Below are 15,776 nucleotides of genomic sequence, written 5' to 3'. Positions count from 1 at the left end.
CCTGCACAACAGGACTATAAAAACATAAAAAAACTATGCTATAGCCCCTAAGGAACTTCCTCCTAAAAGATGAATATGTAAATGGAATACGCTCTGCCCTCCTTCGATACCATTATTAATCACAACACGATACCCATCAGCAATGGAAAATTCTTCAGCTAATTGCTGAATAATCCTTCCTGCCTCAGCAAGCAAAGTAAAGTCATCCTCTTGCATATCTTGTAATCTCTTAATATGTTTTTTGGGAATGATCAATAAATGAACAGCTGCTTGAGGAAAGAGATCTTTAATCACAATAAAGTTTTCATTTTCAAATACCTTATCACATTCAACAGTACCTGCAATGATCTTTTCAAAAATGGTCATACTAATCCCCGATGTTCCAATACCCATTGTAAAGCACGCCGGCAATGGTCTTGACTATCCCAAACAGATAAGAATAAACCTTTATGGCAAAAAATTGCCCCCGGAAGCCCACTTACTTCTTCTAGCTCTTTTCCTAATAATCCTGCCCAACTCTCTGGAAAGGGCACGCGAACTTCCATACGTCTTTCCAAAGTGGGAGGAATTCCACGAAGTATCCACTGACCACATGTAGGAAAACATACAAAAGCTGCAGGATGGTTCTCTCCCCCTAGGAAAAAGAAATTTTCTTGCCATGCTAAAGGACGATCAAAGTACAAGCAAAAGTCGTCTTTTTCCATAGCAGAACGTACAGCATCTCTACACATACGGTCATAACGAAATTTACTCCTCAAACGCTTAAGCAAATCTAGAGCAAATCTTAAAGCGAAAAAAAAATCCGCATCTGAAGAATCCTTCCCTTCTTCAGAGTTGTAGATTTTAATAATATCGGAAAAAGAACAAAAGCCTTCTTTAGAAAAAAATCGCCCATTATCTTGCTCATCGATACCATGAATTAAAGAATGATTCAGAAATTGGTATTCTTCTGTATCAATTAACTCTAATCTCTTAAGATAATCTAAAATCATCCCTGCGCTACTCCAAGGACCTTCGTAAGAAACTTGATGATGATCAAATCTTTTATCTTCTATAGAATAGACGCCTCCGACATCACAAACATACTCACATTCTGCAAGTTTCTCTGGACTTCGCGTACGGACAACTTTGTCTTCATCAATAAGATTGAACAAAATAAGCAACGCACATGCTGTAACCTCGTCAGCATGAAAAGAACCGTCGTGTGTACCAACGCTTCTCGGAATTCGCATATTTTCCATCCCTGTTAAAAACCCTCCATTGTATGCAGAGAAAAATAATTCTCAATCGCAAAGATATTTCTTTCCGTTTTCTTAAAAACCTTTTTTATTTAAAACAAAGCCTTCTGACTACAAAACCACCTTTAAAGCATGAATCATCTATTTCATAGAAACCACGATGCTATTTCTCCTGATGGCTACCTTACTTCTCCCCTCCGTATGATCTCTCCTACTATCTATGAAGGAGAAATAGAAATCCTAAATATCCCTGAGTACTTCTTGGGATTTCGTTTACCTAAGCATTGCTTACAACTCAACTTAAAAAGTTCTCTAGCACAACTCGGGGTAGATGCCAAAGCCATTGAAATTGATTTAAGCAAGACACAACGACGTGCCCGTGTTTCTTTGAATCTCAGTAGTCATGATCCTATTGCCTCTGTTATGCTCACCCTACTATCACCCGGAGATTACGTCGCGAAACTCTTTGCTGCCGATGATCGCAGGTTAGTACGTTCTATAAAATACCTAGAAAGAATGCTCAAACATACAGATCATCAAGGGTCCCCTTTACTCTGTTTCGGGGAAAAATTAGAGCACCTGATCTCTCTAGATATTATCGATGATCGTCTCGTGGTCTTCCTTCCTACTCTTCCAGGAGTTATCCAATACGATCATAAAATTTATGGACTTCTCCCCCTAGTAGGGAAAGCTCTAGGCCAGCCCAATTTAAGAATACGTAATTTCCTTTCCTTATACCAACATAAGGTAGATAAAGAAAAAAATCTGATAAATAACCGTATCTTACTTATAAAAACAGAACCATTATACGTCCGTACTGTCTTTGCTCGAGTCGTAAATAACCTCCTACCCCCAGGGGTCACTCATACAGCAGCAAATATTTTAGAACCAACAACAAAAGAATCTGGGGATATTTATGAACTATATGGAGATAGTGCTTCTCCTATAGAAAAAATCCCTTTGGAATTCTTTACCATAGAACCCTATAAAGAACACTCTTTCTTTTGCTATCGAGATCTATTACAGTCATCCCTAGAATCTGATGCCTGTATTTTTGATATTTTCAAAACCCTACCGGGAAAAAAGAAAAAGCAGCTACCTTCATCTCTAAAGGAAGTGAAATTCTCCATCTATCTGCAGATTCCTGGATTGTAGGATCAGAAGATGCATTCTATGACCACGACTCTCCACCAAAAAACCTAGAAACATATGTAGAGGCACAACCCTGTTTCCCTTTCCTTAAAGCTATGGAAACAGGACACATTACCAGCCAAGGCGTGCTTTTCTCTAGGTACTTCCCTTCGTCCTCCCTAAAAGGCATGCTCCTCTCTTACTATGTAAACTTTTGTCTCAAACACATCTACTTTCAAATTCCCTCCTATTCTTACGGAGAATATTTCTCTGATAATGACCGTTCTTTATTGATGGATTTATACTTTGCAGGAATCTCTGTATTTTGGGCAGATACAAAATCAAATCAAGTTTTACAGTATGTAAAACGTCGAGGAAAAGATTCAGGAATGTTTGTTCCCATAAAACGCATTCAGGAATTTTGTTCGGCATATTTTGTCGGTATTCATGGTTCTTGCCTTATTTCTGAAGGCTATAAACAAGACCTACTAATTCTTTTACAAGGATTAAAAAACCTAATGCAAACTTACTCTCCTCCTGGATTTCCTCTAGGTACTCCCCTAGCTATTATGACAGGGGGAGGTCCGGGAGCTATGGCCATTGGCAACGAAGTAGCTCAAGAACTTCAAATACTTTCCTGTGGGAACACAATAGATTTTGAATCTTCCTCTACTCAACAACAACCTAACCGTGCAGTTCAGGCAAAAATGACCTACCGTCTCTCTGCTCTCATTCAACGTCAAGAACACTTTCACGTAGACTTAGCTATATTCGTAACTGGAGGATTGGGGACAGATTTTGAATTTGCCTTAGAACTAATTAGCATAAAAACAGGGAAAAAGCCTCCTGTTCCTGTCTTCCTTCTTGGTTCTGCAGATTATTGGAAAGAAAAAATCACTCCTATTTACCGCAGTAATTGCCGGTTAGGAACCAACCGAGGATCTGAATGGGTAAGCAATTGTATCTTTTGTATTTCTTCTCCTCAACAAGGGATAGAAATTTTCCGAAAGTATATGACAAACACTCTACCTATAGGTCCAGATTATCCCTCCTTCCCTAATGGATTTGTTATCGTTTAAATAACTTAAAAACCGTAACTCAAACGAAATCCGTAGTAATTACAAGGTTCGCGGACGAACTGTCCTTCCTTAGAGAATCCTTGGTGATACTCAACAAACGCACGAATTTTCCGCCCAATGTCACGAAATTTTGACCATTCCATACCAAGAATATAAGTCTGATCTATTCCAAAACGTTGTTCTTCCCAAAAACGAAAATGCATAGCGAAAATTGGTTGAGCATATAAATTGTCCTCATGCAATCCAAAAGGACGTAATTCCACCCCTGCTTCAACGTATAGGGGGCGTTCAGGAAATGTTAGATCCCTACTAACAATATAACCCAATCCTCCGTATAGACGAATTTGTGGGTTATAACGTAAAGAAGCAAAAAGGTCGATACCCTCATCACTAAGATTAAACCTAGGGAAATTTGGATGAGCTAAAAGAAATTCATCTCCTAAATGTGAAGAAAGATGCCAAAGACGGAAACGAAAGCTCCATCTATCCACAGCCCATCCTATTAAGCCAGCAACAAAAAAATCTGAATTCACCATACATGCTTCGGGATGGTCTAAATCAAAAACCGAAAATACACCACCTTGCAATCCAATATCCATATCTGCATGAAAACGCGAAATATCGAATAAACGTAGAATAATAAAATCCCCACCAAAAATTGCAGATCCTACACGATTCCCAATCACCTTTTCATTAAAACGAATTCCTGCACTATTAGTTACTTGACGTGGATCCGCAATCAATGGAGCAAAAAGAATAGTATTCTGTGGAAGCCATACTCCCTCCTTCCCACAAATTATCGCGGTTCCTAAAGCCCTATGTTTTGGCAAAGGACAGGGATCTCGATATGCCATGTGTTGATAATCCTGATAAGAGGAATCACAAATAATAATGGAGGAAATAAATGGCAAATCCTTAACGAATGAAACAATAGCTGAAGATAGCGATGCCTCCACAGGGAGAGAAAAAAGATAGGCAACACCGTCCTGAACAACTACCTGAGTCCCGCTATCTACGAAATGCATATCCACAAGAGCTTGAACATATCCCGTGAGATAACAACTATTTTCCGACCCCTGGATGTTATCAGGCAACTGATCCGTGCAAGACACTCCTTTATTGAAATTCTTACAATCTAAACACCTGTTCTCCCGGGCATCGATAGAAGAATAACAAAAAACATAACTCAGTAATACTAAGCTACATAAATAGTAAATGTAACAGAATAGTTTTCCCATGATATCCGCAATCTATAGAAGAGAAATGATTTATTTCGCAACCGAACTATACATTTATAAAAAATTCTATAAATTCCCTATGGGAAACCCCAGGTGACTTCCTATAAATTCATTTAATTAATACATGCAATAATTAGCTTTAAAAATAAAATAACTTGAAAAACAGAATAAATTAATAAAAAGATATGACAAAAATTACAAAATAATTATAAGAAGAACATATGAGTTTGGAATACTTATAGTACAAAAACTCCTACCTATTCCTACCCTTTCTCCTAAAGATGCAACTAGTGTCCATAAGTTGCAAAAAAGCATTTCCTTTCCCATCCAGTATTTCCAGTGAACTGGATGGGAGTTTTTCTGAAGATATAGGATTCCCTACCCTCTGCAGCCTTTTATAACCTAGAAAGAATATTAGGGAAAAATAGAAAAGGTATACAAAAAAAACAATGTCTTTTCTAAGATGTTCTCAATGTACTCAACGATAAAAATACAAAAAAATGGACAGGAACACTAATTTTTCTCGTCTAGAAGAACATTATCTTTTTTCTAGTATTCGCCAGAAAATCCATGCTTTCCAGCAACACCATCCTCATGCATCTATTATTGATCTTTCCATAGGGAATACAACGCAGCCCCTCCACCACTCAGTCATACATGCTTTTACACAATCTATAAACAAATTAGGGAATCCTGAAACATACTCTGGTTATGGATCTGAACTAGGGCTGTCACCATTAAGAGAAAAAATTGCTCATGTTATATATCATGATTCTATCTCTCCTAAGGAAGTGTTTATTTCTGACGGAGCTAAAACTGATATTTTTCGTTTGCTTGCTTTATTTGGTCCTGGGAAAACTCTGGCAATTCAAGATCCCTCGTATCCTGTATATAGTGATGCAGCCCAATTAGTTGGAGCAAGGAAAATCCTAAGGTTGCCTTGTACGAAACAAACTCATTTCTTCCCTCAAATTCCTCATGGAGAAACTATTGATGTTTTCTGTCTCTGTTCCCCTAACAATCCTACAGGGACTGTCTTAACAAAAGAACAATTACGTCAACTCGTGAATTATGCTAATCACCAGGGAAGTATTATTATTTTTGATGCTGCTTACAGTGCTTTTATTTCTGATCCTTCTTTACCCAGAAGTATTTTTGAAATTCCTGAAGCACGTTTTTGTTCTATAGAAGTCAATTCTTTCTCGAAATCCTTAGGATTTTCCGGAGTGCGTCTAGGATGGAACGTTGTTCCTGAACAGCTTACCTATGCTAATGGATTCAACGTTATACATGACTGGCAACGTCTCTTGTGCACAACATTTAATGGAGCATCTTTGCCCGTACAGGAAGCTGCAATTACTGGGCTTTCTCTATTCCCCGATATAGAAGCTCTCTCTTATTATCGTCAAAACAGTGCTCTTTTATATGAAAGTCTACAAAAAGCAGGACTTACTGTATATGGTGGTCAGCACGCTCCTTATTTATGGGTAGAAATTCCAAATGGAATTTCTGACGAAGATGTTTTTGACTTTTTCTTACACCAGTATCATATTGCTATCACTCCTGGAATAGGTTTTGGGTCATGCGGGCAAGGTTACATGCGGTTTTCTGCTTTAGGGAAAACAGAAGATATTCTTCTTGCTTGCCAACGATTAAGTCAATCACCCATCTGTGATAGAATGGTGCTGTCATCATGATTTCTTATAAAATAACTCGATACTTCTTTTCTCTTTCCATCATCGGCTCCTTCATAGCTGTTGTAATGTCTTCGCCTAATACTGAAAAAATATCTCCAAAAATAGCAGTATTTCTTTCTTTTTCTCATTCCTTACTAGAAGATTGCTCTCAAAGTTGCATTGAAGTACTAAAAACTCTGGAACAATCTCCAGAAATATGCATTGTAAACGCCGAAGATAGTGTAGTAACAGCTAAGAAGCTTGCTCGCACACTTCATAATGATCATAATGTTGTAGCTATTGTAACCTTAGGCTCCATAGCAACAAGAGTTATGAGTCAAATTGAAACAAAAAAACCTATCATTTATGCAGCTGTTCCTGATGGAGAAACCTTATCATTCCCAAAAAATCAAGCAAATACTTATGGAATTAATGATACTCTAGATATTGATCAATGCTGCTTCGCTATACAAGCTGTACGTACCAATACAGAGGCACTCATTTATCTAAATCCCGTAGAACCTTATCCTTCAACTTTACAACAAGAAATTACAAAAAAACTTAGTGCTTCGGGAGTTTCCGTAACATCTATTCCTATAACAGCCACAAACTTTAAGGCACGTATCCAGCAAGCAATTGAAAAACGTCCCTCAGCAATTTTCTTACCGTTTTCATCTCTATCCTATGAACAAGGTACTGCTGTAATTGAAGATATTATAAAAGAAAAAATTCCTGTTATTACAGATGACCTATCTTTAGTTACTGAAGGCGCTTGTGTCGCTTGTGGCGTGGATTTTAAAAAATCAGGGAAACAAATAGGACAGATGATTAGCTATCTTCTCAATTGTGACTCCAATCTCGAAGGATTAAAGAAAATTACTACCGAGCCCCTTCCTCAAACAACCATGTTTAACGAAGAGATCATCCGTCGCTTGGGATTAAAAATTAATAAGACAGAACGCAAGCAGTTCCGTTCAATCATTTTCAAAGATAAAAAGACCGCTGCGAAAAATACTGAAAAAATAGAAGGAGAAGCTTTATCTAGTCCTGCTTAAAGTATTCCCGTTTCCATTGTGAGACAATGGACTCCGTAACCTTAGGCAATAAAAACTTCTTCTTCCTTGAAGTACTCCCTGAGATTAACGTAACATCACGTTTAGAAAGAGAAAGCTCCTTAGATAACAAAGCAATGATAGCATCATTAGCTTTACCTTTTTCAGGAGCTTCTGTAACACGGACTCTCAACATATCATTTTCAAATCCTGCTAAAGCATTCTCTTTAGATCTTGGGATAACCTTCACCTCCAAAATCCAATATTCTGTATCCAAAGAACTACTCCTGAGACAGCTCAAGACGGCCATCAGTTTCATTTACCCAAATAGCCAATGCATGTAAACACACCCTAGGACCCCAATTCTGCTTTAAAACAGCCTGTCCAAATCCAGGGCCTGATATATCACAATCCTTAGTAAAATATTTAGCCATACGCACACGATCTGAAGGCACAAAAGGTTGGTTACTTACAAATAAAATACGTCCTTCCGAATCTCCCCAATACTTGCGAAATATCGTCAAGGCATCGTGACGAGTAGTATAGGGTAAATCTCCTGATGGCTCAGCAACAAGAAACTCAACTTGAACATCTGTAGAATCCCTCCATGAAGCAGGAAGTAACATTTGTGACCAAATAAATTTAGCAATTTCATTCTCTGAAGAAGGAAGAGAATAATCTTCGGAGTGCCAAGACTTATCTATAGGAAAAGGATTATTTTGTGGATTATAAAACTGCTCAAAAGTTTCAACTCCAGGATAGCGTTCTCTCTCCTCAGAAAGAAAAATAATCTTTCGAAAACGAACGCCACGATTCCACTCACGAATAAGAAAATCTAAACGCTGACGCATAGCAGGAAGAAGACCCCCGAAAATTACCGCACAATCATAAGTGGCTGCATGGGCTGGAACAACCTGAGTCATCCCCAATAACGAAAGATCATTATACAAAGCATGAACATCCTTAACTACTAAAGGATCAAAAATACCATCCCGACGTTGTTCTCTAGTCATGAGCAGTGGTCGCATACTTTCAACTAAATTCTTATTAGAAGCATCTACTTCATGTAAATCACAAAGCTTGAAAATATGATTAATGATAGGAAGATATGTCTTGGAAGAATGAGAAAATTTATTTGTTATAGAACAACATCCCACTAGAGTAAACGCTATTCCTCCAAGGGCAGTTAAGAAGAGTTTTTTTTTAAAATTCATATCTAAAGATTCCTCGAAAGACTCCGTAACACTAGAGCTAAACATATTGAAGAATTTAAAAAAAAACAATACTCAAATACTAATCAAGACTAGTTATTTTCTTCTCCACTCTTCTCGTCCTTATCTTCTTTATTCGAACGATTTTTTGTATGTTCTTCATTCCGTGACTGCGTACTCGTGGAAGAAGAATCTGCACGACGAATTTGTTCCTCATCTCCCACATCACTTCTACCAGAAATTGTAGACCTTAATGAAGAAGACGACTGAAATCCTCTATTCTCAGTAAAAGCAGCTGCTGCATAGGGATTCTCAGTAGGAACACTTTGACTGTTTCCCAAGCGATTATACACTACCCTCATCAACCACAAAATGAAAAAGATAAAACGCTGTTTTAGCCTAGCAAACATTTCTAACAAGGAATTCCACAATTCCACAAATTGCTGAAAAATTTCCCGCAATGGAGATCGAGTTTCTGAACTTGCTTGAGAACTAGAAGGTTCGTATTTCTCAATGCTTGTACATAAACTACGAATTGACTCATGACATCTAGGAACATATCCTGTAGAAGAAATTTTCCAATCGTTATTATCTTTGTCGTATTCTAACCCTAATGAGGAAATAGCTGATAAAATAGCCTCTCCTCCCTCTCCTAAACGCTCACATACCTCGTCATAGGAAGATCCCATAAATTTTTTATGTAAATCACTTAAAAGAGAAACAAGATAAGCTGACTCAACTTGCAAATCCCCTGCTCTTCTCTGTACATCTTGATATTGTGCTACTAAGGAGGAATCTTCTCCTCTTCTTGTTGATCTTCTAGTTTGAGAAGTATGTTGCTTATCTCGGTACTTTTCTATATGCAGACATAGCTCATCAAAGCGATTCTCTAATCCTAATATGGTCGATAATAACTCTTGATATTCTTGATTTATAAATAGAAAACTCTCTACTGATTCTGACTCTTGCTCTACATTTGCTAACATAGATGCAGCTTCTGTTGCAGAATTAGCGTTTGGGGCTAAACCCGATACAGCCCCCCCATGCTGCATCACATTTCTGGCTGTATCTTCAACAAGAACTGCTTGCATTTCTTGAGGAGCTGGATTCACTAAACTCCTAGAGACAGCAACTGTAACACTTAGACCAGATTCGGTAGATCCAACCTGTTCTTTAGACTCATCATCAAAATGCTCAGAATGAGCTAAATTGGGATCTTCAGGATTAGGGGAACTAGTTCCAGTATTTCCTATTGTTGACATAAGCTTAATAAAAATAATTATTTTTTCGACTTAATAATTATATTTATAACTAATTTACAACTATCATTTCTATTAAAATCAAACTACGTTAATAATAAGAGTATTTATTTAGAAACAAAGGCAGATTGATCAAGAAAACCCGCTATGTTAGGATAGATCCCCTGAGAAGAAATCAATGATTTTTCTTTACATAATGTTAAAGAAAATCCTAGTAACGACCTCAGCAAAACTACGAAGATTGATAAAATGGCCACTCTATGAGAACCTCCCAGCTTTTCTATAAGACTTCAAAAAATACAAATAAGGAAGCCACAGTTCTTTCTTATGAGCTTCTAGAAAAAGCGGGATATATTTTCAAAATTGCCAAAGGAATCTATACTTACACACCACTACTTTGTCGTGTAGCGAGCAAAATGATGCATATTGTTCGCGAAGAACTCAACGCTATTGGAGGACAAGAACTTGTCCTCCCCATCCTCCATCCTGCAGAGTTTTGGCAACAAACAGGACGCTGGGAAGCTTTCCGTTCTGAAGGTCTTCTCTATACTCTTGTAGATAGAGAAGATAAAGAATTTTGTCTCGCTCCCACACATGAAGAAATCATCTCCCTATTTGTCTCTCAATGGCTATCAGGAAGAAAACAACTGCCCATCCATTTATATCAAATAACTACGAAATTCCGAGATGAAATCCGTCCACGGTTTGGCTTAATGCGTGCTAAAGAATTCCTCATGGAAGATAGCTACACCTTTTCGGATTCCCCAGAGCAAATGGAAGAGCAGTACGCTCTTATCAGACAAGCTTATCAGAATATCTTCAATAGATTAGAACTTAAATATATTATTGTCGAAGCCGATGGGGGGAAAATTGGTAAAGGAAAATCCGAAGAATTCCATGTTCTTTGCTCTCTGGGTGAGGATACTCTTTGTGTAAGTGGAAACTACGGAGCTAATATCGAAACTGCCGTAGCTCATCCCCCTCAATATACCTATGACACAACGCTTTTACCCATGGAAGAGATAGAGACTCCTAATATACGTACTATTGAACAACTCACAGACTTTTTCTCCTTACCTGCATACAAAATCATGAAAACACTTGTATTCAAATGCTTACATCAAGGAAAAGAATCTTTCGTTGCTGTAGGGATACGCGGAGATCGTCAAGTTAATCTAACGAAAGTACGTGCGATTTTTGATGCTGATGAATGTTTCCTTGCTTCTGATGAAGAAATCCAACAACATCTAGGAACTGAAAAAGGTTTTGTTGGCCCTCTACATTGCCCCATTCCCTTCTATGGCGATGAAACCACACGGAAAATGACCAATTTTATTTGCGCTGGGAATGTAAAGGATAAACATTACAAAAATGTTAATTGGCTCCGGGATATTCCCCTACCCCAATACGCAGATTTTCTCCTTACTGAAGCAGGAGACGGTTGCCCAGAAAACCAAAATGCTCCCTATGAAATCTTCTCAGGTGTCGAGGTTGCACATATTTTTAATCTAGGAACGCGATATACTGAATGTTTCGATGTTGGATTTCAAGATGAGTATGGGAAAAAACAAATCTGTTGGATGGGATCTTACGGCATCGGGATAGGGAGAACCCTAGCAGCGTGCATAGAGCAACTTGCTGATGATCGCGGAATTATTTGGCCTCGAGCCATTGCTCCTTTTGATATCTCTGTTCTTTATAATGGGGGCGACCTACCTGCGAAACAAGAAGCAGAAAAACTCTATGAACAATTGCTTCATTCCGGTTACTCTCCCCTATTAGATGATCGTAATGAGCGTCTTGGCTTTAAATTAAAAGACAGTGATCTTATTGGGATTCCCTACAAACTCATTTTAGGAAAAACATTTCACAACTCGGGAATTTTAGAAATTGAATCTCGATCCCATCAAAAATTTTCTTTAGAACCAAGGAATTTCTTGAATTGGTGCAAAGCTCATCTTCTCAATTCATCTTCCTAAATAAAATCTTAGCCCTGCCTTTTAACTACTGGTTAGCATTCTTTGAGTTTGAGTGCTAAATAACCTTGACCTCTGGTGGTAGTTTCCCTATAATGATCAACAGCGAATAACTAGTACAGTATAGATTACTTATTATCTGGAAGAAGCCCATGTCTAAACCACAGGTATCTAAACGAGATTCTAAGATCCTTTACATACTTTTAACAGCGACAGAATTATATCTGAAAACAGGACAACCAGTAGGGTCAAAGACTTTTAAAGAATACGAGCGTTCCAATTTAAGTACAGCAACTATTCGCAACTATTTCTCAAAATTAGAAGCAGAGGGCTTTTTAAAGAAAAACCATATTTCAGGAGGACGCATCCCCACAGATTTAGCATTTCGTTACTACGTAGATCACTGTGCAAATTGTTGTCCAGAAGAACTACCTGAATCTATTACTCACCTACTCAACCAATTACCCGAAGAAAGTCGTAATATTGTCAAAGATCTCCAAAAAGCTTCCGAACTATTAGGCGAAGCTCTCCAGTTACCCATTTGTTTTTCCTCACCAAGATTCGAAAACGATGCAGTAACCAACGTCCAACTCACCCAAGTCGATGAACAACGCGTCGTCGTCATTCTCTCTACAGAATTTGGACAAGTATTCACCGACACCCTATGGCTACCAGAAGCTATAACCTCCACTTCTTTAAAACGAATCGAAGATTTCCTACAAAAATATATTAAGAAGCTCCCACTACCCACAGAAGCCATCTCTCAAAAAGAAGAAGGCTTGGGAATGATTCTATATAACGAAATTGTCATCCGCTACCTAACACACCACTGTAATTTCAGTGAAGAAGATTTATATCAAACAGGATTATCCAAACTCCTTCAGTATGAATCTTTCAAAGATCCTGATATGCTTGCTCTAGGTCTATCCTTTTTTGAGAATCGTCGTCATATGAGCAAACTTCTAGATATCGGTATGCATAGAGATCGACCCACAGCATTTATAGGAAGCGAACTCTCAAATATCTTCGGAACACCGAATCCCCAATGTACCGTTATCACCACTCCTTACTATATGAATCGTACTCCCCTAGGAGCCTTCGGTGTTCTTGGCCCCATGAACCTTCCCTACAAAGAAATCTACAACACCCTATTAGTATTTGCAGATAAGATCAAATCCAGCCTAACGAAAAGTTTTTATAAATTTAAATTATCTTTTAGAAGACCTTGTCCATCTGATCCCAAACTCTCTAATGATCCCATATTACTGGCAAGATATTCTTCTATCCAATTATTACCCCCTAAGGAGACAGCATGACAGACACCTCAAGCAACAATGAGGAGCACAATCCATCCGCTTCTACAACATCTGACAATGAAATCCAAGATCTGCAGCAAGAAATCGCAGCATTGAAAATGGAATTAAAAGAAAAAAATGATAAATACTTAATGGTCCTTGCTGAATCAGAAAATGCACGTAAACGCATGCAAAAAGAGCGTCAAGAAATGATGCAATATGCCGTAGAAAATGCTCTTTTAGATTTTCTGGTCCCTATGGAAAACATGGGCAAGGCATTAGAATTTACCTCACAAATGTCTGATGAAGTTAAAAATTGGGCACTAGGATTCAACATGATTTTGCAACAATTCAAACAAGTCTTTGAAGACAAGGGAATTGTTGAATATTCTTCCCTAGGCCAAAAATTCAATCCGTTCCTACATGAAGCAGTAGAAACAGAAGAAACCACTGAAATTCCTGAAGGAACTATCATAGAAGAATTTGCAAAAGGTTATAAAATTGAAGATCGACCCATTCGAGTGGCCAAAGTTAAGGTAGCCAAAGCCCCCTCTATTAAAAACACAGAGGAAATAGAAAAATAAAATTTAACCCTAAAGAATTAAGTATAGGTATTCATCATGAGCGAACAAAAAAAATCTAGTAAAATTATTGGTATTGACCTAGGAACAACCAATTCCTGCGTATCCGTAATGGAAGGAGGACAAGCCAAGGTCATTACATCCTCAGAAGGAACAAGAACAACGCCTTCTATCGTCGCCTTCAAAGGAAACGAAAAATTAGTAGGAATCCCTGCAAAACGCCAGGCGATAACCAATCCTGAAAGAACATTAGCATCCACAAAACGTTTCATCGGAAGAAAATACTCAGAAGTAGAGTCTGAAATCAAAACCGTTCCTTATAAAGTAACTTCAGGAAAACAAGGAGACGCTGTATTTGACGTCGATGGGCACCTCTACACTCCAGAAGAAATTGGAGCACAAGTGCTTATTAAAATGAAAGAAACTGCTGAAGCCTACTTAGGAGAAACTGTTTCTGAAGCAGTAATTACTGTACCAGCATATTTTAATGATGCACAAAGAGCTTCTACAAAAGATGCAGGACGTATTGCTGGACTAGAAGTCAAACGAATTATTCCTGAACCCACAGCAGCTGCTCTTGCTTACGGAATCGACAAATTAGGAGATAAAAAAATCGCAGTGTTCGATTTGGGAGGAGGAACTTTCGATATCTCTATTTTAGAAATCGGAGACGGTGTCTTCGAAGTCTTATCCACCAACGGAGATACTCACCTTGGAGGAGATGATTTCGACAATGTCATCATGAAGTGGATGATCTCAGAGTTCCAAAAACAAGAAGGCATTGACCTCAGTAAAGATAATATGGCACTCCAAAGACTTAAAGATGCCGCAGAAAAAGCAAAAATTGAGCTCTCCGGTATGTCCTCAACTGAAATCAATCAGCCCTTCATTACAATGGACTCTAGTGGGCCTAAACATCTCGCTCTAACACTAACACGAGCACAATTCGAAAAACTTGCAGCTGAACTCATCGAACGCACAAAAGCTCCATGTATCAAAGCTTTACAAGATGCAAAACTTTCTGCAAGTGACATTGATGATGTTTTACTCGTCGGTGGTATGTCAAGAATGCCCGCTGTTCAAGCAATTGTAAAAGAAATTTTCGGAAAAGAACCTAACAAAAGTGTCAATCCCGATGAAGTCGTAGCTATCGGAGCAGCAATTCAAGGTGGAGTTCTTGGTGGAGAAGTCAAAGATGTTCTACTTCTAGATGTTATTCCCTTATCCCTAGGTATTGAAACTCTTGGAGGAGTTATGACCCCTCTTGTAGAGAGAAACACAACCATACCTACACAGAAAAAACAAATTTTCTCCACAGCGACAGACAACCAACCTGCAGTAACTATTGTTGTTCTACAGGGAGAACGTCCAATGGCAAAAGACAACAAAGAAATCGGAAGATTCGATCTTACTGATATTCCTCCGGCACCTCGAGGCCACCCACAAATTGAAGTCACCTTTGATATTGATGCCAATGGTATTCTTCATGTATCTGCAAAAGATGCAGCAAGTGGTCGTGAACAAAAAATCCGTATTGAAGCCAGTTCAGGATTAAAAGAAGATGAAATTCAAAGAATGATCCGAGATGCTGAAATCCACAAGGATGAAGATAAAAAACGACGAGAAGCTTCTGATGTAAAAAATGAAGCCGATAGTATGATCTTCAGAGCTGAAAAAGCAATAACAGACTATAAAGATAAAATCCCAGAATCCTTAACTCAGGAAATTCAAGAACGTATAGAAAAAGTGCGTACAGCTCTAAAAGAAGATGCCCCTATTGAACAAATCAAAGCAGCTTCTGAAGAACTCAGCCGACATATGCAAAAAATCGGAGAAGCTATGCAAGCTCAATCAGCATCGGCAAATCCTCAAGGAGGACCAAACATCAATACCGAAGACTTGAAAAAACATAGCTTCAGTACAAGACCTCCTGCAGGAGGAACCTCTACATCTTCTAACAACAATGACAACATTGAAGAAGCCGATGTAGAAATCGTAGATAAACCTAACAATTAATATCCTAAAATCCTATCCTTGGTT

At 38.2% G+C, this 15,776-nt stretch carries 12 protein-coding genes and 1 pseudogene; 7 read left to right on the top strand and 6 right to left on the bottom strand.

Annotated elements, in window-relative coordinates:
• Positions 1-33: 33 nt before the first annotated feature.
• Both RT28_RS00390 and RT28_RS00385 read right to left on the bottom strand, forming a co-directional pair.
• Positions 34-366, bottom strand: a complete 333-nt coding sequence (locus RT28_RS00390) for a histidine triad nucleotide-binding protein (protein ID WP_020355958.1) — start codon at positions 364-366, stop codon at positions 34-36.
• The gene (locus RT28_RS00385) at positions 363-1,232 is read right to left on the bottom strand and encodes an MYG1 family protein (protein WP_038501249.1); all 870 of its coding nucleotides are present in this window, start codon (positions 1,230-1,232) and stop codon (positions 363-365) included. The genes RT28_RS00390 and RT28_RS00385 overlap by 4 nt, the downstream gene beginning before the upstream one ends.
• 138 nt (positions 1,233-1,370) lie before the next feature.
• Between RT28_RS00385 and RT28_RS00380 the strand changes: the two are divergent.
• Positions 1,371-3,448, top strand: a pseudogene (locus RT28_RS00380) (LOG family protein).
• A 5-nt stretch (positions 3,449-3,453) separates the two neighbouring features.
• Here the strand turns inward: RT28_RS00380 and RT28_RS00375 are convergent.
• Positions 3,454-4,686 (bottom strand): DUF1207 domain-containing protein, encoded by a 1,233-nt coding sequence (locus RT28_RS00375; protein ID WP_038500047.1) that lies wholly within the window; start codon positions 4,684-4,686, stop codon positions 3,454-3,456.
• 500 nt (positions 4,687-5,186) lie between these two features.
• Between RT28_RS00375 and RT28_RS00370 the strand changes: the two genes are divergently transcribed.
• Together RT28_RS00370 and RT28_RS00365 are read left to right on the top strand one after the other, a co-directional pair.
• The gene (locus RT28_RS00370; RefSeq protein WP_038500044.1) at positions 5,187-6,383 is read left to right on the top strand and encodes an LL-diaminopimelate aminotransferase; all 1,197 of its coding nucleotides are present in this window, start codon (positions 5,187-5,189) and stop codon (positions 6,381-6,383) included.
• Positions 6,380-7,417, top strand: a complete 1,038-nt coding sequence (locus RT28_RS00365) for an ABC transporter substrate-binding protein (RefSeq protein WP_038500041.1) — start codon at positions 6,380-6,382, stop codon at positions 7,415-7,417. Before RT28_RS00370 ends, RT28_RS00365 begins: the two co-directional genes overlap by 4 nt.
• Here RT28_RS00365 and RT28_RS00360 read toward each other — a convergent pair.
• The 3 genes from RT28_RS00360 to RT28_RS00350 form a co-directional block, all read right to left on the bottom strand.
• Positions 7,404-7,691, bottom strand: a complete 288-nt coding sequence (locus tag RT28_RS00360) for a DUF167 family protein (protein ID WP_038500038.1) — start codon at positions 7,689-7,691, stop codon at positions 7,404-7,406. The genes RT28_RS00365 and RT28_RS00360 overlap by 14 nt on opposite strands.
• A 4-nt stretch (positions 7,692-7,695) precedes the next feature.
• Positions 7,696-8,628: a hypothetical protein gene (locus RT28_RS00355; RefSeq protein WP_038501247.1), complete on the bottom strand. Its 933-nt coding sequence runs from the start codon at positions 8,626-8,628 to the stop codon at positions 7,696-7,698.
• Positions 8,629-8,717: 89 nt separating this feature from the next.
• Entirely contained in the window at positions 8,718-9,887 is a 1,170-nt protein-coding gene (locus RT28_RS00350) for a CT392 family protein (protein ID WP_038500035.1), read from the bottom strand.
• A gap of 257 nt (positions 9,888-10,144) precedes the next feature.
• On the opposite strand from RT28_RS00350, the gene RT28_RS00340 reads away from it, so the two are divergent.
• The 4 genes from RT28_RS00340 to dnaK all read left to right on the top strand — a co-directional run bounded on the left by RT28_RS00340 (position 10,145) and on the right by dnaK (position 15,752).
• Positions 10,145-11,863 (top strand): proline--tRNA ligase, encoded by a 1,719-nt coding sequence (locus RT28_RS00340; protein WP_038500032.1) that lies wholly within the window; start codon positions 10,145-10,147, stop codon positions 11,861-11,863.
• Between the two features lie 149 nt (positions 11,864-12,012).
• Positions 12,013-13,176, top strand: coding sequence for a heat-inducible transcriptional repressor HrcA (gene hrcA, locus RT28_RS00335; protein WP_038500029.1), 1,164 nt, complete (start codon positions 12,013-12,015; stop codon positions 13,174-13,176).
• Positions 13,173-13,739, top strand: coding sequence for a nucleotide exchange factor GrpE (locus RT28_RS00330; protein WP_020355945.1), 567 nt, complete (start codon positions 13,173-13,175; stop codon positions 13,737-13,739). Before hrcA ends, RT28_RS00330 begins: the two co-directional genes overlap by 4 nt.
• A 36-nt stretch (positions 13,740-13,775) precedes the next feature.
• Positions 13,776-15,752 carry a molecular chaperone DnaK gene (dnaK, locus tag RT28_RS00325; RefSeq protein ID WP_020355943.1) on the top strand — a complete coding sequence of 659 codons (1,977 nt, stop codon included), beginning with the start codon at positions 13,776-13,778 and terminating at the stop codon, positions 15,750-15,752.
• The last annotated feature ends 24 nt before the right edge of the window (positions 15,753-15,776 follow it).

The organism is Chlamydia avium 10DC88 (genome assembly GCF_000583875.1).
Taxonomy (GTDB): domain Bacteria; phylum Chlamydiota; class Chlamydiia; order Chlamydiales; family Chlamydiaceae; genus Chlamydia; species Chlamydia avium.
The sequence above is the reverse complement of the archived record's forward strand: the minus strand, read 5'-3'. Positions and strand labels throughout refer to the sequence as shown.

Coding starts and splice junctions, on each gene's coding strand:
- RT28_RS00390 (WP_020355958.1), bottom strand. CDS start 366: ATGACCATTTTTGAAAAGATCATTGCAGGTACTGTTGAATGTGATAAG.
- RT28_RS00385 (WP_038501249.1), bottom strand. CDS start 1,232: ATGCGAATTCCGAGAAGCGTTGGTACACACGACGGTTCTTTTCATGCT.
- RT28_RS00375 (WP_038500047.1), bottom strand. CDS start 4,686: ATGGGAAAACTATTCTGTTACATTTACTATTTATGTAGCTTAGTATTA.
- RT28_RS00370 (WP_038500044.1), top strand. CDS start 5,187: ATGGACAGGAACACTAATTTTTCTCGTCTAGAAGAACATTATCTTTTT.
- RT28_RS00365 (WP_038500041.1), top strand. CDS start 6,380: ATGATTTCTTATAAAATAACTCGATACTTCTTTTCTCTTTCCATCATC.
- RT28_RS00355 (WP_038501247.1), bottom strand. CDS start 8,628: ATGAATTTTAAAAAAAAACTCTTCTTAACTGCCCTTGGAGGAATAGCG.
- RT28_RS00350 (WP_038500035.1), bottom strand. CDS start 9,887: ATGTCAACAATAGGAAATACTGGAACTAGTTCCCCTAATCCTGAAGAT.
- RT28_RS00340 (WP_038500032.1), top strand. CDS start 10,145: ATGAGAACCTCCCAGCTTTTCTATAAGACTTCAAAAAATACAAATAAG.
- hrcA (WP_038500029.1), top strand. CDS start 12,013: ATGTCTAAACCACAGGTATCTAAACGAGATTCTAAGATCCTTTACATA.
- RT28_RS00330 (WP_020355945.1), top strand. CDS start 13,173: ATGACAGACACCTCAAGCAACAATGAGGAGCACAATCCATCCGCTTCT.
- dnaK (WP_020355943.1), top strand. CDS start 13,776: ATGAGCGAACAAAAAAAATCTAGTAAAATTATTGGTATTGACCTAGGA.